The sequence below is a fragment of the Anaeromassilibacillus sp. Marseille-P3371 genome, from assembly GCF_900169665.1.
GTDB lineage: Bacteria > Bacillota > Clostridia > Oscillospirales > Acutalibacteraceae > Anaeromassilibacillus.
Genome location: NZ_LT835157.1, coordinates 3,488,788 through 3,514,416 on the forward strand (window position 1 = coordinate 3,488,788; position 25,629 = coordinate 3,514,416).

At 49.0% G+C, this 25,629-nt stretch carries 18 protein-coding genes and 2 rRNA genes; 5 read left to right on the forward strand and 15 right to left on the reverse strand.

The window, feature by feature from the left end; genetic code table 11:
- On the reverse strand, positions 1-3,508 hold a 3,508-nt coding region (gene ygjK / locus B9Y59_RS14655; protein ID WP_158089056.1), incomplete at its 3' end, for an alpha-glucosidase.
- 624 nt (positions 3,509-4,132) lie between these two features.
- On the opposite strand from ygjK, the gene rrf reads away from it, so the two are divergent.
- From rrf to B9Y59_RS14675, 3 genes are all read left to right on the forward strand, one after another.
- Positions 4,133-4,249, forward strand: a 5S ribosomal RNA gene (gene rrf, locus B9Y59_RS14660).
- Between the two features lie 242 nt (positions 4,250-4,491).
- On the forward strand, positions 4,492-5,508 hold the full coding sequence (aroF, locus tag B9Y59_RS14670; RefSeq protein ID WP_054325012.1) for a 3-deoxy-7-phosphoheptulonate synthase: 1,017 nt from the start codon (positions 4,492-4,494) through the stop codon (positions 5,506-5,508).
- 194 nt (positions 5,509-5,702) lie between these two features.
- On the forward strand, positions 5,703-6,644 hold the full coding sequence (locus B9Y59_RS14675) for a DUF4261 domain-containing protein (RefSeq protein WP_242967333.1): 942 nt from the start codon (positions 5,703-5,705) through the stop codon (positions 6,642-6,644).
- A gap of 777 nt (positions 6,645-7,421) precedes the next feature.
- Here B9Y59_RS14675 and B9Y59_RS14680 read toward each other — a convergent pair.
- From B9Y59_RS14680 to B9Y59_RS14715, 9 genes are all read right to left on the reverse strand, one after another.
- Positions 7,422-8,339, reverse strand: coding sequence for a hypothetical protein (locus B9Y59_RS14680; RefSeq protein WP_085534379.1), 918 nt, complete (start codon positions 8,337-8,339; stop codon positions 7,422-7,424).
- A 170-nt stretch (positions 8,340-8,509) separates the two neighbouring features.
- Complete coding sequence (locus tag B9Y59_RS15930) at positions 8,510-8,680, reverse strand: hypothetical protein (protein WP_153802365.1); 171 nt, start codon at positions 8,678-8,680, stop codon at positions 8,510-8,512.
- A gap of 150 nt (positions 8,681-8,830) precedes the next feature.
- Positions 8,831-9,136, reverse strand: a complete 306-nt coding sequence (locus B9Y59_RS14685; RefSeq protein ID WP_085534381.1) for a hypothetical protein — start codon at positions 9,134-9,136, stop codon at positions 8,831-8,833.
- A gap of 367 nt (positions 9,137-9,503) precedes the next feature.
- Positions 9,504-9,713 carry a hypothetical protein gene (locus B9Y59_RS14690; RefSeq protein ID WP_085534383.1) on the reverse strand — a complete coding sequence of 70 codons (210 nt, stop codon included), beginning with the start codon at positions 9,711-9,713 and terminating at the stop codon, positions 9,504-9,506.
- A gap of 286 nt (positions 9,714-9,999) precedes the next feature.
- Positions 10,000-10,308 carry a hypothetical protein gene (locus B9Y59_RS14695; RefSeq protein WP_085534385.1) on the reverse strand — a complete coding sequence of 103 codons (309 nt, stop codon included), beginning with the start codon at positions 10,306-10,308 and terminating at the stop codon, positions 10,000-10,002.
- Positions 10,309-10,818, reverse strand: a complete 510-nt coding sequence (locus B9Y59_RS14700; RefSeq protein ID WP_143255332.1) for a hypothetical protein — start codon at positions 10,816-10,818, stop codon at positions 10,309-10,311.
- Positions 10,819-11,277: 459 nt separating this feature from the next.
- Positions 11,278-14,110 (reverse strand): 23S ribosomal RNA (locus B9Y59_RS14705).
- 734 nt (positions 14,111-14,844) lie between these two features.
- The gene (locus B9Y59_RS14710) at positions 14,845-15,465 is read right to left on the reverse strand and encodes a DUF998 domain-containing protein (protein ID WP_085534389.1); all 621 of its coding nucleotides are present in this window, start codon (positions 15,463-15,465) and stop codon (positions 14,845-14,847) included.
- Complete coding sequence (locus B9Y59_RS14715) at positions 15,452-15,691, reverse strand: AbrB/MazE/SpoVT family DNA-binding domain-containing protein (protein ID WP_054325027.1); 240 nt, start codon at positions 15,689-15,691, stop codon at positions 15,452-15,454. The genes B9Y59_RS14710 and B9Y59_RS14715 overlap by 14 nt, the downstream gene beginning before the upstream one ends.
- Positions 15,692-15,916: 225 nt before the next feature.
- Here B9Y59_RS14715 and sleB point away from each other — a divergent pair, with 225 nt between their 5' ends.
- Positions 15,917-16,594, forward strand: coding sequence for a spore cortex-lytic enzyme (sleB, locus tag B9Y59_RS14720; RefSeq protein ID WP_085534391.1), 678 nt, complete (start codon positions 15,917-15,919; stop codon positions 16,592-16,594).
- Positions 16,595-16,772: 178 nt separating this feature from the next.
- On the opposite strand, the gene B9Y59_RS14725 is transcribed toward sleB, so the two are convergent.
- The 5 genes from B9Y59_RS14725 to B9Y59_RS14750 form a co-directional block, all read right to left on the reverse strand.
- Positions 16,773-18,260 (reverse strand): TasA family protein, encoded by a 1,488-nt coding sequence (locus B9Y59_RS14725; protein ID WP_085534394.1) that lies wholly within the window; start codon positions 18,258-18,260, stop codon positions 16,773-16,775.
- 475 nt (positions 18,261-18,735) lie between these two features.
- Positions 18,736-20,175 (reverse strand): MATE family efflux transporter, encoded by a 1,440-nt coding sequence (locus B9Y59_RS14730; protein WP_054325025.1) that lies wholly within the window; start codon positions 20,173-20,175, stop codon positions 18,736-18,738.
- Positions 20,163-20,633, reverse strand: a complete 471-nt coding sequence (locus B9Y59_RS14735) for a MarR family winged helix-turn-helix transcriptional regulator (RefSeq protein ID WP_085534395.1) — start codon at positions 20,631-20,633, stop codon at positions 20,163-20,165. The genes B9Y59_RS14730 and B9Y59_RS14735 overlap by 13 nt, the downstream gene beginning before the upstream one ends.
- A gap of 1,689 nt (positions 20,634-22,322) precedes the next feature.
- The gene (locus tag B9Y59_RS14740; RefSeq protein ID WP_085534397.1) at positions 22,323-22,835 is read right to left on the reverse strand and encodes a hypothetical protein; all 513 of its coding nucleotides are present in this window, start codon (positions 22,833-22,835) and stop codon (positions 22,323-22,325) included.
- Between the two features lie 884 nt (positions 22,836-23,719).
- Positions 23,720-24,124, reverse strand: coding sequence for a VOC family protein (locus tag B9Y59_RS14750; protein ID WP_085534399.1), 405 nt, complete (start codon positions 24,122-24,124; stop codon positions 23,720-23,722).
- Between the two features lie 207 nt (positions 24,125-24,331).
- Here B9Y59_RS14750 and B9Y59_RS14755 point away from each other — a divergent pair, with 207 nt between their 5' ends.
- On the forward strand, positions 24,332-25,231 hold the full coding sequence (locus tag B9Y59_RS14755; RefSeq protein ID WP_085534401.1) for an AraC family transcriptional regulator: 900 nt from the start codon (positions 24,332-24,334) through the stop codon (positions 25,229-25,231).
- The last annotated feature ends 398 nt before the right edge of the window (positions 25,232-25,629 follow it).

Below are 25,629 nucleotides of genomic sequence, written 5' to 3' on the forward strand. Positions count from 1 at the left end.
TCGCGTTTGCAGAAGAACTGCCAGAACTGCTGCCCTTGGACGGCTTATTGGTATCAACCTTCACCAGGTTGTTCTGTGCCTCGCGTGCCTGCGCCACAGCTGCATCGATCTTCTTCTGGCCTTCCTCCGCGTCCAGGCTGTCATCCGCCATCAACGCGTTCAAAACCTCTTTGACCTCTGCTACTGCTGCATAGCTTGCCGCTGTATATTTCGACGGATCGAGCGCATTGATTTCCTTCAGCAACTCTTCCAGTTCCGTCTTGTCCGCCTTCTTGCGCAGGGCCGACATCGCCTGCAACAGATCCTTCGCGGCCTGGTCCACTTCTGCCTGTGGGGAATCCTTGTCCAGCTTCTTGGCAGCTTCCAATGCCTCCAGGAACGCTTCCTGTCCGTCCGGCAGGTATTTGCCCGCTTCGATGTCCGTTTTGATTTCTTCCGCCTTTTCAATGGCGGTATTCAAATTGCTGACGTCCGATGCGCGAATCAGTTGCTTGGACGCAGCTGTCAGGTCTTCATATGCCCTTGTGATGTCACCCTCCAACGGTTCCGGGTCTTCGACCACTTCTTTTGCCTGCTCCATCGCTTTTTCAAACAAGGTCCAGCTGCTGCTTGTGAAGTCATCTTCCACAAGGTTGCTCAAGATATTGTACAGCTCTTCCAGGGCGCTCTTATCGCCCGGCTGGAAGTTCAGATAATGCAGTACGTTCAGCAGATCGCTCCAAGCCTTGTCAATCTCCGTCTGCGTCGCTGCTGTATTGTTCAGCACATCCTCCGCTGCGCCATATGCCTCCATGAAGGCCTCTTTCGCCTCGGTGACCAACGAATCGACCGTCCCATCATCCACATAGGGCTTTGCATACTGATAGGTTTGCTCCAGAATCCGCTTGTCCGTCACCTCGAATACGAAGTCCAAGTCGACGCCTTCGCCCGTCATCTCTACTGTGTAGGTATACGAATCGCCGCTGATGAGTTCCTCCTGGCCGTTGACCGCCACCGAGCGGAAGTTCTTGCCTGCCACGCGCGGTTCAAAGGTCAGCTCTACGCTCGTTCCCTCTGCCACGTCTTCCAGCGTAAACTCGCCCGTCAGATCTGCGATCTTCTGCGGTTCGCCGTCCACCTTCAACGTTACGTCCTTGTTGTTGTATCCCACCGTCAGGTTCTGTTCTTCCGACCCTGGAATCGGCAGGGCGTCCTGCGAGGTGGTCTCGTTGCCGGCCAGTGTATCTTCGAACAACAGATAGAATGCCGCCGCGGACCAGCTAAAGTTCTTAGTGTGCAGGCCTTCTCCGGTCTCGGGGTTGTAGTTTTCGCGGATGGGTCCGTCGCCCAGCAGCCCTTCCGTATTGTCGAACAGGCGGTAGGCCGCTTCCCTGGCTTCCTCATTGTAACCGTAGTTCTGCAATGCCTCTACCGCGTAGAGCGCCTGATCCAGCCAGACCGGGCCTCTCCAATAAGTGCTCGGGCTGTACTTGTCGTTGTCTGCTGAAGCGGTCGGGAACGGAACCGGGCGGTAGAATTTGTCCTCGTCCAGCATGTTCTCGGCAACGCGCGCAGCCTGTTCCGGCGTGGCGAGCTTTGCCCACAGCGGGAGCCAACCCTCTGTGCCCTTGCCGCGGTTGACCAGCAGCTTCTTTTCACTGCCGTCTTCGTTGGTCTGGAGATCGTAGTAGAAGCCGGTTTCCTCATCGTACATATTCGTGTTGATATAATCGCGGACATATTCCGCTTCTTTTTCGTACTTGGCAACGTCTTCGTCGTAGCCAAGCTCCTCTGCCATGGACATCAGGAACGCTTTCTCTGCGTAGAGATAGGAGTTCAGGTCCACGGATTCCTGGTTGATACTATAGCCGACGATCTCGTTGTCAGAATTGCGCACCGGGAAGACATGCACGCCGATGTCATCCGGGCCGTTCCCCTCTTTGTCAAAACGAGTCGCATTGTCCATGCCGCTTTCCCAAGCAGCAGCTTCAATCACTGCATCCTCGTCAAAAAGCGGCTCGCCGTTTTTGTCCAGCTGGATATTTCCTTCATTGTCGTATAAGTAATGGGAATCATGGACCATGGCGCCATATTCCGCAATCCCATTGTGGTCCACATCGCGGTTGGTGTACCACCAATTGTGATACGCGACCAGCTTCGGATACATCTCTTCCAGGAAGCTGATGTCGCCCGTCTGCCGGTAGACGTTGTAGACTGCCCAGGCAGCCAACGCTGGCTTTGAATTGCGCTCGTTCCAGTTTCCGCTGTCGCCGCCGCGTTCCGGCCCAAGGTTGTAGAAGATGCAGTCGACGATGGTGCCCACATCCTGCGGACGGACCGGGTCGTCTGCGGTAATCTGATAATCGAAGTGCGCGCGGATATTATCCTCTGCGGCCTCGGGATTAAAGCGGGCCATGCCGGTCGCCTGTTTCCAGGAATCCCATCCCCACAGGCCGATGAACCACTGGTAGGATTTGGACGGGACAATGCCGCCGTGCTGCAGGGCGCCCGCTGCGCTGATCCAGTTGGTCATCAAGGTTTCGACGGCTTTTACAGCCGCGTTTTTATACGCCTGATCCACGTCTGCGTTGTCGATGGTTTCGACATAGCCCTCCCAACGCTCGCTGTTTTCTACAAAATAGCCGTCGCCGCCAACCAGCATATCGGTGGACTTGTCTGCTTCCTCTGCGGCCTCTTCATCCGTGAAGGTGAAGCTCTGCGTCTGATACGTCACATAGGGCTCATCCGGCTCCACAGTGATGGGCTCTTCGAAAGTGCTTTCATAGGAGAGTTCATCCTCGGAAACCTCTGTTGTGACGGGCTGATCAAAGCGGATGTTGAACTTGTTCTCCTCCGTGGTCATGTAGCTCCAGATGGAACGGATGGTCTGGAAGTTTACGGCCACACCGTCGTCCGTCGCCGCCAGAGAGGTTCCCATAGGAGATCCTCCGCTGTATGTGTCGAAGATTCTTCCGGTCTGCTTGAGGCTCAGTTCCAACGCCTCATCCGTCTTATTGTCAATGGTCGTGCGGATTAAGGCGGTGCGGTCGCTAACAAAGATTAATTCGAGCTTGAGGTCGATGTCCTCCATGGCATAGCCCTGTACCAGCTTGCCGGGATAGGCGTTGACAGTGGCTTCCGCGTCCGCCAGGTCATAGACTGTGCCGTCCGTCCCCTCGATTACCCATTTGCCGATGCAATCCGAGAGGTTCACCGGGTACTCTTCCGCGAGGATCACCGGGCCGGCAAAGCCGCCATAAGCCTCTGTGTTGTCCTGTGTATGCAGGTAGTAGCCGTGCCAGGACCCTAGATCGCAGAAATTGTTGTATTTGTTGGTGCTGTAGTCGCCATAGATCTGTGGGGTGGGAACAGCGGTCATGTCCAGCACGTTGGCGTAGCCAATCGGCTCTGGGGCAAGAATGGAATCCTCCTGTACGTCTGCTGACGCAAACGCCCCACCCGGGATTGTCCCCGTTACAAGTGTGGAACACAGGAACATCGCAAGTGCGGAACGATGGAGTTTCTTCATGAGACATCCTTCCTTTCTTCATGTGATCGTTTGCAAGAGTCGCAGAATTTTTTAGCAAATTGCACGTGAATAAGAACGCCCCCTGTGGGAAATCGTTTGATATGGAATTTCCCCAGCAAATTTCCTCCTTTTGGGCCCCCTATAAAATGGCACAAATCCTAAACAGGATTTTTGTACGGAATCTTAGTATCGAAAAAATGGGGTTGGCGAACTATTTTGTGCCTTTGCTTTCTTTGGCAATATATTACCATTTATCAAAAGAATTGTAAAGAACTTTTATACAAATCTGTGAATGATCGAATTATATCCAATCTTAGATTGCTATTGATATAACCAGCACCACAAAAATTGTTATGCATCGTAGGTTTCAAACAATGAAAAGATGGATTCCATTCCACTCCTTTATAGAAAGACTTCATTTTATGACATAAAATAACCAACCACCAACCAAACAGAACCAATCGGCTGAATTTCGTAACGATATTTCATGTAAACAGAAACTTACAAAAGGAAATCCGGTTACCGCCAAAAAAATTTCAAAAAATTTAAAAAAGTGCTTGCATTTTCAAACTTTCTGTGATATTATTTAGAAGTCGCCGGTGAGAGCGACAAACAAAATAAATAGTTGGTGTCGATGACGATGAGGGTCCACCCGTTCCCATCCCGAACACGGAAGTTAAGCTCATTAGTGCCGACGATACTTGGCTGGCAACGGCCTGGGACAATAGGAAGGTGCCAACATCAAAGCAGTCACCCAATAGGGTGGCTGTTTTTTTATATTTTTTTGCCTTTAAAAGGATACCCCTTGTCATCTTTCAGCAGATTTTTGTTGATTTCAGGTCTATACATGACAACGTTCTCCCTGGGGACAATCATATCGGAGAATTTTTTATTTCCCACTTGTTTTTTATAAATCGTTTTCGTATAATATTATTTAGCACTTTAAAGCATAAAGTTATAAAAGTATCAAAGGGAGTGATTACTTGATTATTGTCATGAAAAACGGCTCCTCGCAGGAGAACGTGGATAGAATTGTTGATGTCCTGAAAGCACACGGCCTCGGAGCAAACCTCTCCACCGGCGCTCAGGCGACCATTATTGGTGTACTAGGCGATAAAAGCAAGTTGGCCGATGTCAACCTAGAGTTGATGGACGGCGTCGAGAAATGTGTGCCCATTATGCATTCCTATAAGCTTGCCAGCCGCGAAATGTGTCCGGATGGCCGTATTGCGGAGGTGGGCGATCAGAAGATTGGTGGGAAAGATCTGGTTCTAATGGCAGGACCTTGTGCGGTTGAGAGTGAAGAACAAATACTCGAGGCTGCCCAAGGGGTTAAGGCCGCTGGAGCTACTTTTTTACGCGGTGGGGCATATAAGCCGCGCACATCCCCCTATGCATTCCAGGGGATGGAAGATGAAGGCTTTAAACTTCTGCGCAGGGCCGCTGACGCAACCGGTCTCAAGGTCGTCAGTGAAGTGATCTCTCACGATCAGATTGATACAGCCGCGAAATATTGCGATATGTTCCAAGTTGGCGCTCGCAACATGCAAAATTTCCGCCTTTTACGGGAAATTGGGCGGTCCAAGGTGCCAGTGCTGCTCAAACGTGGTATCGCCTCCACCATTGAGGAATGGCTGGATGCTGCTGAATATATTATGAGCGAAGGAAATTATAATGTAGTACTTTGCGAGCGCGGCATTCGTACCTTTGAAACGGCAACGCGTAATACGTTGGATGTCTCTGCTGTAGCTGTGGTCAAAGAGCGCAGCAGTTTACCGATCATCATCGATCCATCCCATGCCGCAGGTAAATCGCGTTATATTGAAAGCCTATCGCTGGCCGGAATTGCCGCCGGGGCCGATGGACTTATCATTGAAGTACATCCCAATCCGAAGGTCGCCATGAGCGACGCCGCCCAGCAGCTTACCATTCCGGAGTATCAAGCGCTGGTTAAAAAAGTGCGTGCCGTCGCGGGCGCCGTCGGCCGAAGTCTAACCTGACGCTTGTCTGATTGGTTTTTCAATAGCGGTCAATTCGGCTAGCAGGGAGTTCTCTACTACCTACTTTCGGCCCGACGAATTCGGGAATCTCTGACAAGGCTTTTAGAGTCTTATCATACAGGGGACATTCTCATAGACTGTTCAAAAAAGAAGCTACAAAAGCGTATACAGCCAAGGGAAGAAAGGGACTTCTTATGGAACTTCAAAATTGTGGCGAAAAAGACCAGACGAAAAACGTGAACGCTCCTATGGAGCAGGAGCAGAGTCCTTTACAGCAAAATTTAGAGGAAAAAGGGGATTTTCAGCGAATTTTCTTTATCCATCTATTATTTTCGGAAAAGCCTCAGCGTCCCCCGATCGAGACCGTTCATGCAGCTCTGCGAAAGGCATTTGGCCAGGTAGACATTGTCTGTTCCAAAGGGCTTTGGTCGTTTGCTCTTAAAAAATATCCTGTGGATTTTTCTGACGTCAAGCAGGTCCCCGCACAGATTTTGCTCACAGAAGAAATGCCGTCCGGAACAGAAAAATTGGGCTTCATGGAGCGCAGCCAACTTTGGAATATCCCGGACGGCGAGGCTCTTTTGGACCGTTGCCCATGGAAAGTGATGCTTTCTGACTTTATGAGCAGCTTGTTATCCTACCAAGAGCGTTCGCAAATGCTCTTGGAGTGGCTTCAGGTGGCGATGGATCTCTTCCCTTCCTGTCTTGGCGTATGGGTCCCATCCGCTGGAAAATTGCATACGGCGCAGCAAGTCCGTGATATTCTCGCAGAAAAGCAGGACCCATTTATACGCCTTGCTGTAAACGCACGCTTTTTCCGGATACAGGGCACACAGGATAACGTGGTAGATACCTTGGGGATGTACGCGCTTGGCCTTCCAGACGTACAATACCACTTCCATGAAATGGACCCAAATCATGTGGTAAACCATGCCTACTGCCTGGCCTCGTATCTATTCCAAAACAATTCCCCTATCCAGTCTGGCGAAACGGTTGACGGAATTGGACCGGACGGAAATATCCAAAGGGGCATACAATGGAGATGTCAATACGAACATGCACTCATTCAACCGGCAAGAGAAGTTTTGGACATATGCCCTGGAATTTATGCCTCCGGTTTCCGGGAGGAAGGCTAAGGAGATTTGTAGTAAGCCTTTTCATATCTGGCCAAACGGTAGATGGCATTGGACCGGACGGAAATATCCAAAGAAGCATTCCATGGAGCTGTACATACGAACACGCATTCATTCAACCGGCAAGGGAAGTTTTGGATATACGCCCTGGAATTTATGCCTCCGGTTTCCGGGAAGAAGGCTAAGGAGATTTGTAGTAAGCCTTTTCATATCTGGCGAAACGGTAGATGGCATTGGACCGGACGGGAATATCCAAAGGGCCATTCCATGGAGCTGTACATACGAACACGCATTCATTCAACCGGCAAGGGAAGTTTCGGACATATACCCTGGGATTTATGCCTCCGGTTTCCGGGAGGAAGGCTAAGGAGATTTGTAGTAACCCTTTTTATAAGGGCAAAAAATCTGGTTGCGGAGAATGTTTTCCACAGCATTGCCGGCCTCTGTGGAAAACGGATTAAAAAAGTTTCAAGAGAATTACGGTAACAATAAAGGGCCTGTGCAATTGGACCGAACTCTTTCCGAAGTACACTGAAAACGAAATAACAAGATGGGAAAGGATCTCTTCAACGCGTAAAGAATAGAAAAGTGCACTCGTTCAAATGCCTTTCGCAATATACAAAAAATCCCCAGCCTCGCTGTAGAAAACAGCCGAAGGCTGGGGTTTTGTTTTTACTGAAAAGTAAGGAGCCTCTTTCATCAGCGGGTAAAATGGTTACACATTGGCAATCATTTGTCATTTCTTATGAGTTTTACCCCATTCTGCAAAAATTCTTTCCATCATCCGGTAGTTCTCCCCTTTTTCTCCTGCATAAAGGCAGCTATCAAATATAGAAGGCATACCGCGAATACAATTTCTATCCCGCCAACCAAGGACAACCCGACGGAAAAGACCACATTCTGAACAAACATGGGATCGAGCAGCCATTGAAGAGTGGGAAGAACCATGAACAAAATGGCAAAATACAGGACGTTTCCCGCCAAATACGCCGAAAGCCGCATCCTTCCATAGAAAAGAAGGACAGCCAGGCCCGCAAGCAGCCATTTTGACAGGGCCAGAAACAGGCCGTCCAGAAATGTCCCTGCGTTGGAAGCCCACGAAAAGAAGGCCATGTCCTGGCGGGAAATGACCGCCTGGTTTCCCATGAAATAAACGATCCGGCAAGCACCCTCTGCCAGCACTCCCACAAGGGCAGCGGCGGCAAACCACCCATATTTTCCCCGCTCCTGTAAAAACAGGCAGCGTGTGGAACCGCCTTGCGGCGGCGCGGTTTGCCTCCCAGCAGCCATCCGGAGGAATCCACCGAGCGCCGCCAGAAAAATCGACGCCCAAACCATTTTGGGAAAGGCCCAAATACAAAAGCTCCATCCGCTCCCAGCGGAAGACGGGAAAACAACCGCAAACAAACCGGCGAACAGAAGGAAAATCACAAACCAACCCCACGCCAAAAGTGTATAGCGCCGCAAACTCAACTGGTTTTTCAAAAGATCAATTCCCAAATACACAATCACTGCAACTGAAAGCCCTAAGGCAAGAATTTTCGCACTCGACTCAAAACTCCAAAGGCGGTCTGTGCGGACAAAATCCGTTCCCGACGCCACCCCATAATACAAGAGCAAAGAGAGAACCGCCAGGACAGCAATCCCTGCTCCTAGAAATTTTCCCTTTTTTCCAAATGCGCCGCTCCTTGCCATCATGGAAGTGCCTCCCAATCTATTGCGTTAATCGGAACCTGGTGTTACTTCAATAATAGGTAAATATTCCGTCTGAATTAGAGGTGTTTCTCTGCCCCCCTTTGATCTCTAGACATGTCTCGTCCACAAACACATTCCAATTGATTTACTGGATTTCGATACCGGATGGCCGCTCATCGTATCCATTGGGCAAGAAAAGAAACCACCCAAACAACCGCCAAGATTGCCAACGTTTCCAAAAAGGAACGCAGGACCGCTTTGACGATTGCCTTTTTATCCTCTTTTTGCGTCTCCGGGATGCACGAAGAGTCCGGCAAATAGGCGGTTCCCGCAACTACTGCCAAAAAAAGCTTTCAGGATCATCCAACTACCAAGAAGAAATACCGAGCCAAAGAGCTGACAAGAACTTCCGGTTTTAATAAACATCATTTTTCACTTAGATTCCATAGCCAGCCGGAGAAATTCAATTTTCCTCTCCTCCAGAGGAACTGACGCTATCTCCCAAAAGTTTCCGGATGCAAAAGGAATGCCGCCAAAAAGCACGCCGCAAATAACGCAATAGTCGTGCAAACGCCATACACAGTTGCCTTTGCAATCTCCCGGCGCTTTTCCACAAGCTCTTCCGGAATCCTGCCATAATAGAAGCTCAGGCTGTCTAACAAGATCGCGAAAAGCAGAAGCGGGATGCTGATATAAAAATATTTCTCCGGCAAAATGAGTGCAATCAATGAGGGAAGCACCCCAACATATAAACCATAGCGCCGGACAAGTTCATAGATACGAATCAAGAAACGATGCAATGGAATCCTCCTAAAATCGAATCGTTCGAATCCCGGAACTCTTTGAAATTGAATCATTTCTGTATATGTCCCTGTAGTTCCGTTGGATAGGGCGACCGCCTCCTAACAAACGAACCGTTCGAATCCCGGAGCTCTGTAAAATTGAATCATTTCTGTATATGCCCCCGTACCTCACCGGGATAGAGGGTCCGCCTCCTAACAATCGAATCGTTCGAATCCTGGAGCCCTGTAAAATTGAATATTTTCTGTATAAGCCCCCGTAGCTCAGTTGGATAGAGCGGTCGCCTCCTAAAAATAACATCAACACGCCACCGAATATACAGGAAAGGTTTAAGTGCTGTGCAAAAGATTCGCGGTATGGTGACCATTATCCAAACGGCAGAGACACAAGCAGCGCAAAAATACGGCCACTGCCAACCCCGATAAGCGTTCTCCAAAGAAATACTTCTATAATCGCCTCGCTTCTTCCATCCACATCTTCAGATATTTTACAAAAGTGCGTATTGGCCGCCGTTGTCATCCAGATGGCAACAATCGAAGAATCCAATACCTGTCCGGATAAAACAGTGTTAGCCACGGTACAATGCCGCATACAGCGTAGATATCAATTAGTTTAATAGCGATAGGGACGCCCCTGCTTTTTGCGGAGGCTGTCCCTATTAAAAATATTCATTCCATACTTTACTTTTGTAAAAATTCATAGAACTTCATCCGTGCCTGCCTCACCAAAGACTTCCCAAGCAAATTGCCTCCTGCGAGCCGTTATAGGAATCGCGTTGGTAAGAACCTCTTCCTTATTGCGCTCTATGATGGCTTGTACTTGAGACCCTGTTTGAACAAGAATACTCAAAATGGAAAACAGATTACGCAGAGCAAAACACACGCCATAAAATATTAGGCAGCGCCCAAAAAACGGCAAAGAGCCCTGACGCCACAAGTACAGCGCGCAAAACGGTTTTTGCAATCTCTTTGTTCCGATTCTCCGCTTGCTTTGGAACTTTGGAGAAGTCGAGACTCGCAATCGTAACACCCAGCCATCCCACCAAAACCCTTGCCGCACCGTATTCATATGGCAAGAAGAATATCGCGCCAAAAAGCATGCTCGACCCAAAAATCACAATCAAAGGCCGGTAATCTTGAAAAAACGTGATCAGCTTTTCTGTAAAATGCACTCAGTAAAGCCCTCCTGAAAAAATTGCCTCCGGAGAACCGTAGTAGGTTCCTCCCATCGTCAAATCCTGAGCGAAAAACCCCGTTTCGTAATAGGCAAATGTACCGTCTGAATAAGAAACCTCCCGATACTGCTTCTTCATAGTAACGCCTATTTCCGGGCTTGCACCAAATACCGGCGGATTGATCGAAGGGATTCCTGCAGCCCAACAAAGTGCCTCTGCCACTGCCGCAGCTCCAAGAGAAATTGCCCCTGCCGCAGAAAGGATAGGAACAACAGCGTTTGCCACCCACGCCAAAGCAGACATGCTTTCTGCTGTAGACATACTATAATATTTTTCGACTCCGCCAAACCAAGGGCCATAAACCAGTCCGCCTTTTGCCGCGGCCTCCTGGTTAATTTTTGCTACCTCACTTTCCGAATGCACACGATTTCCGTACAAAAGCAAATTTTTCTGCATCCGGGCTTTATCCGCCTGCGTCACGTTCTCCGGTAGCTGGATCGCTTCCACGCCGGTATCCCTTTGTAAATAAACTATATTCGACGTAGCTTTTGGGCTGTCTATCTCTGCCGCGTTTGCCATAGGAATGGAAACCATGACGAGAACCAACATCATGCAAAGGCGGATGATTCACATAGCCATTCTCTTTTGAGAATAAAAAACCTTCTTCTATTTTCACCCTTCACAATATTCTTCAAACAAAATAAACAGCCCATCGGAATCACGCTCTTTAAATGGTCTCAAAACAAAATTATCTATTACTTATAATACAATCATATTCTATTATCGTACATATATTTTATAAATAAAAAGCAATTCCGTTTACAATTCTAATTCTACAATATATACAAACAATTCACACAATAAAAAAAGACTCATCCGATTTGGATGAGTCTTTTGCCAGTACACTGAAAACTGAATAAAGATTTAAGATAGAAGCTAACTGAAAAAGCTTTGAACCAAGGAACTATGGTCAAGCCCTCGGCCTATTAGTACTGCCAAGCTGAACATGTTACCATGCTTACACACGCAGCCTATCAACCTTGTAGTCTTCAAGGGGCCTTACTAGCTTACGCTATGGGATATCTTATCTTGGAGTCGGCTTCACGCTTAGATGCTTTCAGCGTTTATCCGATCCGCACATAGTTGCCCAGCTGTGCTCCTGGCGGAACAACTGGTGCGCCAGAGGTGCGTCCATCCCGGTCCTCTCGTACTAAGGACAGCTCTCCTCAAATATCCTACGCCCACGACAGATAGGGACCGAACTGTCTCACGACGTTCTGAACCCAGCTCGCGTACCACTTTAATCGGCGAACAGCCGAACCCTTGGGACCGAATACAGCCCCAGGATGTGATGAGCCGACATCGAGGTGCCAAACCTCCCCGTCGATGTGGACTCTTGGGGGAGATCAGCCTGTTATCCCCAGGGTAGCTTTTATCCGTTGAGCGACGGCAATTCCACTCTCATACCGCCGGATCACTAACTCCAACTTTCGTTACTGCTCGGGCCGTCACCCTCGCAGTTAGGCTGGCTTACGCGTTTACACTCTAAAGCACGGTTTCCGTCCGTGCTGAGCCAACCTTTGAGCGCCTCCGTTACCTTTTTGGAGGCGACCGCCCCAGTCAAACTGCCCGTCTAACAATGTCCCCCGGCCGGATTCACGGCCGCAGGTTAGAATTCCAGCAACTTAAGGGTGGTATCCCAAGGGTGACTCCACCAACACTGGCGTGCTGGCTTCCCAGTCTCCCACCTATCCTGTACATAAATTACCGAAACCCAATATTAAACTGCAGTAAAGCTCCATGGGGTCTTTCCGTCTTGTCGCGGGTAACCGGCATCTTCACCGGTACTACAATTTCGCCGGGCGGGTAATTGAGACAGTGCCCAGATCGTTACACCATTCGTGCGGGTCGGAACTTACCCGACAAGGAATTTCGCTACCTTAGGACCGTTATAGTTACGGCCGCCGTTTACTGGGGCTTCAATTCAATGCTTGCACATCTCCTCTTAACCTTCCAGCACCGGGCAGGTGTCAGCCCCTATACTTCATCTTTCGATTTAGCAGAGACCTGTGTTTTTGCTAAACAGTCGCCTGGGCCTATTCACTGCGGCCACGTCTCCGTGGCGTCCCTTTTCCCTAAGTTACGGGACCAATTTGCCGAGTTCCTTAACTACCCTTCTCCCGTTGGCCTTAGAATTCTCTTCCCATCTACCTGTGTCGGTTTGCGGTACGGGCGCCTCAGATATACAATAAGCTTTTCTCGCCCCCCGTCCAGCATGCTTCCCTACTCTAATTTCGGTCCCTTACGCCCGGGGCGACCATCGCCCGGGTCATGCCTTTCTAGGGTGTCCCTTATCTTAAATCTTTTGGCGGCTACGGAATTTCCACCGTATGTGCATCGACTACGCCTTTCGGCCTCGCCTTAGCTCCCGGCTTACTTGGAGCGGACGAACCTTCCTCCAAAAACCTTAGACTTTCGGCCAATATGATTCTCACACATTTCGCGCTACTCATTCCGGCATTCTCACTCGAATGAAGTCCACCACCGCTTCCGCTATGACTTCACCCCTCATTCGACGCTCTCCTACCATTCCTCACGGAATCCCAAGCTTCGGTATACTGTTTAGCCCCGTTAAATTTTCGGCGCAGGGTCACTCGACCAGTGAGCTATTACGCACTCTTTTAATGAGTGGCTGCTTCTAAGCCAACATCCTGGTTGTCTGTGCAACCCCACATCCTTTTCCACTTAACAATATTTTGGGACCTTAGCTGTGGGTCTGGGCTGTTTCCCTTTTGACAATGAAACTTATCTCACACTGTCTGACTCCCGTACATCAATTATCCGGCATTCTGAGTTTGATAGGTTTCGGTAGCCTCTCGGCCCCTAGACCATTCAGTGCTTTACCTCCGGTAATCTAATACGAGGCTAGCCCTAAAGCTATTTCGGAGAGAACCAGCTATCTCCGGGTTCGATTGGAATTTCTCCGCTACCCACACCTCATCCGCTACCATTTCAACGGGAGTCGGTTCGGTCCTCCATGGAGTTTTACCTCCACTTCAACCTGGACATGGGTAGGTCACCCGGTTTCGGGTCGTGTACAACTGACTTCATACGCCCTTTTCAGACTTGCTCTCGCTGCGGCTCCAGACCTGAAGTCCTTAACCTTGCCAGTTACACACACTCGCCGGACCATTCTACAAAAGGTACCCGATCACTCTTTGATGAGCTCTCGGTGCTTGTAAGCACAAGGTTTCAGGTTCTATTTCACTCCCCTTCCGGGGTCCTTTTCACCTTTCCTTCACAGTACTCTACACTATCGGTCACTGAGTAGTATTTAGGCTTGGAGGGTGGTCCCCCCGTCTTCCCACCGGGTTTCACGTGTCCGGCGGTACTCTGGATACAGCTAGTCGCTTTGACCTTTCGCATACGTGACTCTCACACTGTTTCGTTGGCTTTCCCAAACCATTCTGCTAGATCGCTGCATACATATTGCTGTCCGAACCCCAAAGGTATTGCTACCTCTGGTTTGGCCTCTTCCGCGTTCGCTCGCCACTACTAGCGGAATCTCGGTTGATTTCTCTTCCTCGCCCTACTTAGATGTTTCAGTTCAGGCGGTTCCCCTCGTACACCTATGGATTCAGTGTACGATGACTGGACATGACTCCAGCCGGATTGCTCCATTCGGAAATCCACGGATATAGCGCCCACTTACGGCTCCCCGTGGCTTATCGCAGTTAGTCGCGTCCTTCTTCGGCTCTCAGTGCCAAGGCATTCCCCTTGCGCTCTTTGTAGCTTGACCATGTGTTTCTCTTGGTTCTTCTTGAAATTGTAGATTTCACTTAAAATCGAAACTTTACAAAGTTCTTTTTCTCGTTCTATCTGCTTCTTTATTCAGTTTTCAATGTACGGACATAGTCTGTTTCGCTCGCTGCGATTCCTAACGAAATCTTNTTTTTTCAGCTTTTTTTAAAAAAACCTTTTTCTACCCCTTTTCCCTGGTAAAACGGGGCGATTCTGCTGCTTTTCCATTCTACTATATATGCATACAAAATGCAATACAACGGCGGATGGTATACAAGACCATGTATGTCGACTCTCTTTCCTTTCTGCAATTGGCTACAGCACCGCTGGACCGCTTTTCAAGGATACCTTTGCGTTTCTTTCTACAGATTTTCTTTTTTCCATCCTATCCCCTATCCAACTGGCCCCACTTTTCTGTGTTGCTCTACAACCATTAAATCCATTGTTGATCTGTTTGGTAGTCTGGTACAGGGAGATCGAGAGGTTTTTCAATACCTATTCTGACATGATTATTGGATTGTGTCCTTCTCATTCAGTTGCACGGACACCAAAATAGCCACATATGTACCGGCCGTGTTTCAGTCTCTCCCTGCTCGATTGCGGGAGCTCTCCTACATAGAGAATCTATAAGAATTGGCAGTATCCTGTGTTTCCCCGCCTTCCCTGTGGCCAGGGCAGAGGATTTTTGGTGCGTAAACCAACGTCCCTTGTTTCCTCGTTCAGTCCACCCCTCTATTTCCTCAGGGCACAAAGAACCATGATGGGAAGATACATGCTCAAGAGGGAAAGTCTCTGCCACAGTCCCTCGAACGCCACAACAGTTCCTTGGCAATTTGGTTTATCCGCCATTACAAACAATGTAAAAAAGACAATCGCAAAGGCAAAACAGACGAGGGAGAAAATCCCCCATAGGACATTCGAAATTTGAAACAGGTACATGCCAACGAACAAAGGGGCCAATGTTAAAAACAAAAAACCGATTGCCGCTCCATAGCCATGTATTTTTGCCGGCATCGTTTTGAGCTCTTTCGTTTCACCTACCGGGAAAAGGCCGGACAACATACATCCTCCTATGGCATAGACCGCCATAACAGAACAAAGCCAAGCGGCTATTCCGTTTGATGTGTATGCAATCGCAGGATACAACTGAAATGTACTGATGAAAACCACAAGGCCAAAAAGTACTAACCACCCATTGTAAAGGACATGTAAAGGCGCTTTTGAATTGCCTAAAACACTCATAACTTGCGTCAAATGGCGATACCCCTTATAAGATGGCGCCAGCAGAAAGGGGATTAGCAAATCCATCGCCAGAAGGAAGGGCAGGATGCCCAAGAGGTTACTCTTCACCATCGGCTCCTCCCTTAAAATGCCCCAAGCCTTTCAAGATTTTTACGGCAACCTCCTCCATAACATCCGCTTTTACAACGGCTATTCCCTGCTTCTCATCGCCCAACACCAGCAGCGTATCCCCGGGATTTATGTTGAATATCTCCCGTGCCTCCTTCGGAATCACGATTTGCCCACGCTCTCCGACTTTCACTGTTCCAAATATGTGCTTTCCCTTCGGCATCGTCATTGTATGCATCTCCTTTAATTCATACTTTTCATATTTGCATGAAAAGTATATAGTATAACTACAAAAATGTCAATCTATCCGGATGAGCGTTACAGCAGCGTAGCTTTTCAGAGTGAACGATGAAGTTTTTGTGCTACTTTCCGGCAGATGGTCATTCTGCCTAGTATATATCGGCACTCCATGGAAACAATCCTAACAATGGAAATTTCTGTGGGAGGCCACAATATGAAAAACAGTTTGAAATATCTTTGGCGTATCCTGGTGATTCTGCTGGTCAATGTGCTGATTATCGCATTGGTCGGCAATTATGGGGGCAGCGTGCAGACTCTCTCCAAGGTGGGTTCCACCGGTGAAGAGGTCCGGCAGATCCAGACCAAGCTCAAAGAATACGGCGTCTATTCCGGCGAGGTAGACGGTATCTATGGATCACAGACCAAAAAGGCCGTAATCGCCTTCCAAAAATACAACGGTCTTGCAGCGGATGGAATTGCTGGAGAGCAAACACTCCGCAAGATGGGGATTTCCTCCGGATCTGGGCAAGGCGGATTCAGCAGCAGTGATGTCGATCTGCTGGCAAAAATTATCTCTGCGGAGAGCCGGGGGGAACCCTACCAAGGGCAGGTGGCCGTCGGCGCGGTTATTTTAAACCGTATAGAACACCCCTCCTTCCCCAACACATTGGCTGGTGTGATCTACCAGCCGGGAGCCTTTTCCTGTCTATACGATGGCGGTGTCAACGCACCCGTGGCGGATTCGGCTTATCGGGCGGCACGCGATGCGATCAACGGCAACGACCCATCCGGCGGCGCTGTGTACTACTATAATCCCGCCAAATCGACCAACAAATGGATCTTCTCCCGTCCGGTGATCACCGTGATCGGAAGCCATCGATTCTGTTCGTAGGCGATGCTCCAACCTTAATGCAAAAAGGCGGCTGCGGTCTCATTAGAAACCACAGCCGCCTTTTCTATATTATCTGTGTGTAAGGCTCAGAATCAAATGGCCGTTTGGTATTATAGAGCCATCTTCACACATTTTCGCCATTTCTCCAAAGATGAGCGGTACCTCCACTGTATGCAGACTACTCCACCTTTTTAAAGGTGGCTTTTACTGTTACGTTGTTTTCAGGCATTTGAAAGGTAAAGGGACTGGTTGCGCCTTGGGCGATTATTTGGTTCTGGTCCTCCGTATTGACAATTAAAATATTATCCAGTTCATAGCCAGTCTTAGGCTTTGCCGTAACTTTTATCGTTTGGCCTGCTTTGGCCTTAGCTTTATTGATCGTAAGGCTTCCGTTTTCTAGCGGCGCTACCTTAATCCTGTAAGTCTCGCTCTCTGCTTTGTTACTGACAAAGGATATCTGTATTTTGACATCGCAATCTGGCATTACAAATGTTATAGGGCTAGCCGTACTTTCATATACCGCTTGACCGTTCTCGTCCATTACCAAAATCTTCTCCAGCTCATAACCCGAAGAGGGGTTTGCCTCCACCTCTACCTCCTGTCCTGCTTTCGCCTTGGCTTTACTAACGATTACACTGCCAGAGCCAGTGCGCTCCAAGTGGATCTGATGGGCTATCGCTTCGGTTGTATCCTTCGTGAAGGATATTTGAATTTCGACGTCAAAATCGGGCATTTCAAAGCAGAAGGGACTTGTCATACTCTTATATATGACCTGACCACTTTCGTCCGTCACCAAGATGCTTTCCAGTTTGGATCCAGCCTGGGGTTTTGCGGTAACTTCGATCTTTTGCCCTGCCTTTGCTTGGGTTTTATTGACGGTTATGCTCCCACTTCCAGAATGATTCGTATGAATGGTATGAAATTCGGTGTTCTGGTCCGTCTGAAGTGCATTGACCAATAGGCTTCCATGGAAGTGCTTTCCTTGATATCGGTTATCCACATCTTCTGGAAGATAACCAGCAATTACATAGGTAACTTCCATGCCTGCGCCCAAGCGAGTTTCTGGATGATACAAGCTGACTTCGTCCTCTGCTGTGTTCGGGTTTAAGTTGACCTGTTCTACCCGCTCCCAACGGTCTCCATTCAGGCGATAGACATAAATCTTCAGTACGTCCTCCAATCGATTGGAACAGGGGACCTTGTTGTCTTTATTCCAATTGACTGTCTTATGATCGTTGCTTAGGGAGATATCCTCTTCCCCAGGACAGTCCGGCGTCTCCTGGAGCGCCATACTCAGATGTAGATCTACCGGCAATGTGCCATCGTTTTGGATAACCACGGGCTTAAAATACGAAGGTATGGGCATGTAATCGTCTTCTGTCAGTCCCAATGAACCGTTTTCAACATTATTGACCCAATCTTCTGTTCCATTGTCCTGCAGCTCGTTATAGAAACGGTTATACTGCATGGGACGCAAATTTTTAAATTCCAGACTTGTAGCTTGCTTTTCCCCCGGCTTGACATGGATGTCCAGTACACCGGCGGTAAATCCCGCCTGTACTGCCTCCGTATCGGTAAACCAGGCCATCGTACCGCCTGCCAAAATACCAAGTACCAGAAGTATGGAAATCGCCGAAAGGACCACTCTGGTTTTTTTCGTCTTCATCGTTTTCCTCCTATTCCGTTTCCAACTCTCAACGATCGGCCCTGCACATCCTGTGAGGGAGATGGCAAATAATCCCTCATTTCTATGTCCATTATAACACTTTCTTTCCAAATGTTACATTCACTTTTGCTCCAAGATCTCTTGTCCTTCCATTCTATTGTTTAGTATATTGATACAAGTGAACCGGTCTTTTTGTATTGTTTATAAATCAATATGTGCAAAATAAATTAATAACAATATTACCGAAAATTTAAAACTCCACAAACGTATACGATAGGGATTTGTGGATAGCTGTCCGTTCATGTCTCCTATTACAAAACAAATAAGCTAAAGGGCGCGGCGATAGGGATGTCCGCCTCATTTGCTGGCGGTCGTCAATTGACGCGTCTCTACCACAAATAAGCAAAGGTAGGACGGAATCGGGCTTTTGAATCCGATTCGGTCCTACCTTTTGAGAAACGTGTACTCGCTTTATTTAACACCCATGGGCAGGCTCCCCGGCAGCCCCTGCCGGCGCCCTTTGGCCCTTTGTCTCTGTAATCCAACGATTCAGACGCCGCATCTCAAATACAACAAAAACCGCTACAACCACGCCGGAGCCCAAGTCCGCGATCGGACCTGCATATAGAACACCATCCAGCCCCATAAAGACCGGCAGGATTACGATCAACGGCACCAGCAAAATGACCTGGCGCATCAAGGAAAGGATGGAGGCCTTTACCGGCTGTCCAGTCGCCTGGAAGTAGTTGGTCGATACCACCTGGAATCCCGCACAGAATACCGCCCCGAGGTAGATACGCATGCACTTGACTGCAAAATCCGTGAAATTGGCATCCGCAGAACCGAAGAGCTTGAGGATGATCTCCGGGAATAACATACAGGCGGCCCATCCCACAATGGACACAACAGTTGCAATGACCGCAGACAAGCGATACGTCTTTTTAATTCGCTCCGGTTGGCTCGCCCCGCGATTAAATCCGAGAATGGGCTGAGCGCCGATGCCAATACCAATACAAACCGAAACCAAGATCATGCTCAGTTTCATCACAATCCCCATGGCGCTGAGCGCAATGTCTCCGCCCACAGCGCTTTGATCGCCATAGAGCACCAGGGTATTATTCATGACAATCTGCAACAGAGTGGAGGCAAGCTGTGTGATGCAGCTTGACATTCCCAAGGCCACGGTCCGTGCGATGATGGCACCATCCGGACGCAATGCCTCTTTACGAAGCCGCATAGTCTTTCCCCGGCGAAGAAAATACCAGGTCAGCATGATTGCCGAAATGATCTGCGAAGTAATCGTCGCAATCGCAGCTCCGGTGACTCCCCAGTGGAACACAAAAATGTAAACCGGGTCGAGGATCGTATTCAGTACAGCGCCAATCAACATCGAATACATGGAAAACTTCGGGCTGCCATCCGTACGGCACAGGTTCGACAGCCCCACACCCAGCATATTAAATGGGGTGCCGAGCAGGATGATGGACGCATATTCTTTCGCATACGACATATTGTTGGGCGTCGCACCGAATACCTTTAAAATTGGCTCTAAGAAGATCAGGCCGATTGCGGCGCACACCACACCGATTACTACCAACAGGGCGAACACATTACCCAAGGTCCGCTCTGCTTCCTTCTCCTTTTTTTCTCCCAACTTAATAGCCGCGTAGGAACTGCCACCGGCACCCAGTAGGGTTGACACCGCCAAAACAATCGTAACGATCGGGAAAGCCACAGTCGTGGCGGCATTGCCCAAGTAGCCAACGCCCTGACCAATAAAAATCTGATCTACGATGTTGTACAACGCATTCACCAACATGGAGATCACCGCAGGGAGTGCAAACTGCTTTAGGAGTTTTCCAACCGGCGCATACCCCAAGGGGTTCCCCAATTTTTGTTCGTTCACTTGTTCCATTCGTTTTCCCTCTTTCCTTTCAAAAGCGAGATCCGCGCATAGGCATTTTCGGCCATCCGCTCCAAGAGCTGTTCCGCCAGTGCACACTCCTCCTCCGTCATTCCCTGCGTGAGGGCGTTCTGCCAAGAACGAGACGCTGCCCTTGTGGCTTTGAGAAGTGGGCCGGCCTTTTCCGTGACGAATAACTTACGCAATCTCCGGTCCTCCTGATCGGCTTCAACACGGATATACCCGGCCTCTTCCAACTTGTGCACAGCACGGGCAGTTGTCCCCTTATCAAAGTATCCGTTCTGCGCCAATTCCAACAGGGTAATCCCGGGCGCCTGGGCGATGTTCACCAGAAAAAATTGTTGTCCACTTCCGATGGAAAACGGCGCCAGCTCGTTGTCATAGAAAATTTGTCCCATACGGTAGGCAACGGAGATATGTTTGCCGATTTGCCGCTGCTCTCTGTCCATTGGTCCGTCCTCGCTTTTCCAAAATTCCTTGCATACGCAACAATTTTAGTATACTGCAACTTCCTTGCATATACAACAATCCAATACGACAAAAAAGCCTCTTTTCTACGCCGGTATTTTGTCTGCTATCCCATAGAAAAACTTCCAGCGTACAGTGGGAATTCATGTTCCGGAGTATCCACAAAAAATTAGAGCAAAGGTCCACTCTTTCACATCCAGGCACAGGCCACACTCTTATATGGCCTACAACCCCAAAAGCAGTCGATTCGAACTCCCCCTTCCTTCTTTTACGAGCGCTCTTTACTCCCCCACCTCGAATAAACGCCCCATTCCCGGGCAAGGAACTACGCCGGCGCATGGTCTTACACTCCGCGGTATCTGAAAAACAACAATCTTCGAACCCTGGTATTCCGGGTGTATATCCGTTCATACTTACCCCGTCTTGGAAGGTGGACTTTCCCGGGCAAGAAACTATGACCGGCGCGTGGTCTTACCCCCCCGCGATACCTGAAAAACAACAATCTTCGAACCCCGGGGTTCCGGGTATATATCCGTTCATACTTACCCCGTCTTGGAAGGTGGACTTTCCCGGGCAAGAAACTATGACTTGTGCATGGTCTTACACCCCGCTGTGCCTGAAAAGCAGTGATCTCCGAACCCCGGGGTTCCGGGTATATATCCGTTCATACTTACCCCGTCTTGAAAGGCAGACTTTCCCAGGCAAAAAGCCATAACCGGCGCATGGCCTTACACCCTGCTGTGCCTGAAAAACAGTGATCTCCGAACCCCGGTATTCCGGGTATATATCCGCTCATACTTGCCCCGTCTTGGAAAGCAGACTTTCCCGGGCAAGAAACTATGACCGGCGCATGATCTTACACCCCGCTGTGCCTGAAAAGCAGTGATCTCCGAACCCCGGGGTTCCGAGTGTACATCCATTGATACTTGTCCCATCTTGGAAAGCAGAATTTCCCGGGCAAGAAACTATGACCGGCGCACGAACTTACACCCCGCTGTGCCTGAAAAACAGCGGTCTCCGAACCCTGGTATTCCGGGTATATATCCGCTCATACTTGCCCCGTCTTGGAAAGCAGACTTTCCCAGGCAAAAAGCCATAACCGGCGTATGAACTTACACCCCGCTGTGCCTGAAAAACAACAATCCTCGAACCCCGGTATTCCGGGTATATATCCGCTCATACTTGCTCCGTCTTGGAAGGCAGACTTTCCCGGGTAAAAAGCTATGACCGGCTCATGGCCTTACACCCTGCTGTGCCTGAAAAACAACAATCCTCGAACCCCGGGGGTCCGAGTGTACATCCATTGATACTTGCCTCGTCTTGGAAAGCAGACTTTCCCGGGCAAGAAACTACGACCGGTGCATGGTCTTACACCCCGCGATACCTGAAAAACATCTATTCCGGACAGGAAAGCGTGATCCGCTGTATTGGTTCCTATTCCGCACCATCGTTTCTTTCAACATAGCAGAACAGGAAATCTGGACCTTCTTTTTCCCTCTTCTATCCCGTATAAATCATTTTAAGATACTAAAAAGATAAAAAATAATGGATAAGCTACTTCACCAGTAAATCCTCTCCCTATTCTGACTGTAGTAAGCCAAAAGAAGGCCCCACCACAGATCATCTGCGATGGAGCCTCTTTTTGTACAGGGGTACGTTTTTTAAGATTTTTATGCGATGTCTACCACAGAGATGCCGTATGTGAGTGTACCGGTATAATTGCCAGGCTTTACATTGAAGGCAATGACCGGCTTCACAGTGTAAGTTTCTTTGCCATCGCCAGTAAAGGAAACAATCTCCTGGCCATTCATCTGATCCTTTTCGCCGGTTGTCTCAAGGGTTCGACCGTCCGGTGTGACAATCTGATAGCGCATGGTGCCACGAGTCTCCGGATCTTCCAGAACCATCTGGTTGCGATAATAGTCCGTGCCGGCGATCGTGACGGAAATTTTCTGATCTTCGCCGAGGTCCTGTACATCCTCCGCAAGCACTTCCACATCCGTGCCTTCCTGTTCCATGGTCACATGAGCGGGAATCGTAATGGTATAGCTCGGGTCATTGCGCAGAGTAAACTGGAATTCCGTAGAAGCGCTGTCCTTTACAGTCTCTTCTGTGGCAAATGCAGTCGCCGTCGTTCCAACACAGATGGCCACCGCCAATAAAAAAGCAGCTGTTCTTTTCATTCCTGAAATTCCTCCTAAAGGCCGCGCAGGGCGCGCTAGATTTGTCTTTATCATACCGAATCGGACAGGCCCCGTGGTTCAGAAGGCTTTAATTTTCTGTAAAATCTATGTTATTCATTCTGTTCTGGGCTCATTCGCCCAGCCCACACAAGCACCTTCGTGTTTCTGTCCACTTGCGGGCTAGAAGAGATCGGTCTAAATCGACTTTACTCAAGCTGGACAAGCACTTTGTGTGTCCAGACAGCCCCCTTTTTCATACAACCCCCTTTCAACCTATAGGCGCAAGGCCGGATGTCTCCATATCCCTTGGTAGACTTCTCCCTTTTGTTACAATATGATTCACCCTCCTATTTAATAGTTCATGTTGTATTTTAGGCATTATAAACTCTTATGATCACACTTGAAACCCATACATTTTTATATTCTTTCTATCGAAACAAATCGATAGCTGATGAATATGCGTCCAAAATTCAATTGTTTTATTAGGGAAATCCTATGTAAGAGCGCATATTTGTGGAAATTCCGGAGTCTGATACAGGAATCCTTAACAGAAAGGGCCGAGGTTGGCCAGGCATCCATAGGGTGGAAACCGCCTGTGTTTGGATTTCACGGAACAATCTTTTCAAATACCAAATGTAATCAGTCATGTCTGCCTAAAAATTTTTGAATTCCGAGAGTACGGAGGCCGCTGTCATGACACGTACTGTCATTTTTTCTACACAACTTTGCAAAATACAAAAGGACGCCCCGTTTCCGGCCAATGTACCGGTTGCTGGGCGTCCTTTTCGAGTTCTTCTTGTTATGTGTTTGGGCGGCTTCTTTGTCAACCGAAAGTCCCCCGCTTTTTCTTCCATGGGAAGAGCGCTCTTAGACGATTACACAAATCATTCCGGGAGTTTTGTGATCTCCACACGGTTCCCATCGGGGTCCAGGATACACGCCTCATAATACCCGTCGCCGGTCTGATGTGGCTCCAGCAGTACCTTCCGCCCTTCTTCATGAGCGCGCTTGGCCAGAGCATCCACCTCATCCTTTCCACCCACTGCAAATGCAATGTGGGTCAAGCCCAACGCTTCCTGCCCGGGTTTATACGCGCTCTCCGGGATAGTGGGCATCTCCATCAGCTCCAACCGGCTTCCATCTCCAAAGGTCAGGAAATACGACTCGAAATTCGTATGAAACTCGGATTTACTTTGATATTTTGCCCCTGCTTTTCCATCAAAATAGGAACAATAAAAGTCCTTCATCCCTTCCAAGTTTCTTGTCCAGATGGCTACATGTTCCAACATGGGGGTTCCTCCTTTACAATGTGCATCGATTTCAATGCTGGTTTAGGCGACTCTATAGCTGCGCCACCCAGCGTCAATTTGTAGGCCTCTTTCATTCTATGGGCTTTGCTCTATTGATAGTATAGCGCAAAAAGGCCCTTGTTTCTTTTCAAAAAGCGCCATATACTATAACAAAAACGACCGATCAGAAAGGAGGAAAACGATTCTATGCCGATTGCAAAATGTCCACTCAAGATGGAAGATAACCGCATGGAGCGCCAACCGTTGCGTGACTCTCTATTTGCCTGTTGTGCTTATCAGGGAGATGTGCACGATTACATAGGCGCTCAGATTCCACCGCACTGGCACCATGAATGGGAAATCTTCATGCTTGATGAGGGAGAAATTGAGGCCGCCGTCTCTGAGACGCAGTTCTCTTTGCAGGCTGGACAGGGAATTTTCATCAACGCGGACAAGCTTCACCGAATCCGCTGCCTGACCGAAAAACCCTGTCGGTATCATTCGATGGTCTTTGAACCTTCCATCATTTCCGGGGCAGCCGGAAGCGCCTTTGACGTCAAGTACACGCGTCCTTTTCTCGAGAATGGTCCACCGGCCCTCGTGCTTTTGCCCGAGGAATCCTGGCAAAAGGGGGTATTCGACGCCTTTGAAGAGGCTTTTTACGCCTGTTCGGACGAACCCTACGCCTTTGAATTTACGGTTCGGCATGCGCTTTCGCAAATTCTTATACGGATTCAGCAGCATACGGGAGAAATAGTTGCCACTAGGCCGCCAGCGTTGCGCGAGGAACGTTTAAAACAGATGATCGTCTGGTTGGATAGTCACTATATGCAGCCCTTCACCCTGCGCGCACTGGCCCAGGCAGTCCACTTTTCTCCACGCGAATGTGAACGCACCTTTGAGCAGCTTCTCCACACTACGCCGCAGAAATACCTTTTGCGGCGGCGTATCCTGGCTGCAATGAGCCTCCTTGCACACCAGAATCTCCCCGTGATAGAAGTTGCCGCCTGTTGTGGGTTCTCCAACCACAGCTACTTTTCTAAACAATTCCGTGCTGCAACCGGTTATACCCCGCGGGAATATCGTTCCAAATGCCAAAAGGTATAGAATCAAAACCATTGTAGGGCATGCAAGGCCGTTCTTCTGATTCCGGACTTAAATGCTATAGGGGGCAAACCGGTTTGGCCCGTTCGTAGCGAGTATTCCCTTTGCGTTTTCCACAAACAGGCCAAAATAGTGAAAGACAGGTTCCTGCACCCGGTCCGATTGCAACCGCCCAGGCATACAAAAAGGCTGCTGGAACAACCGCCCACAGCAGCCTGATTCCTTCCACGTTATTTCCTTTGCACGACCATAATCTTCTCTTTGCGTTTTCCACAAACGGGCCAAAAGTAGTGGAAAATGGATTTCTGCGCCCGGTCCGATTGCAACCGTCCAGGCATACAAAAAGGCTGCTGGAACAACCGCCCACAGCTGCCTGATTCCTTCCGCGCTATTTCCCTTGC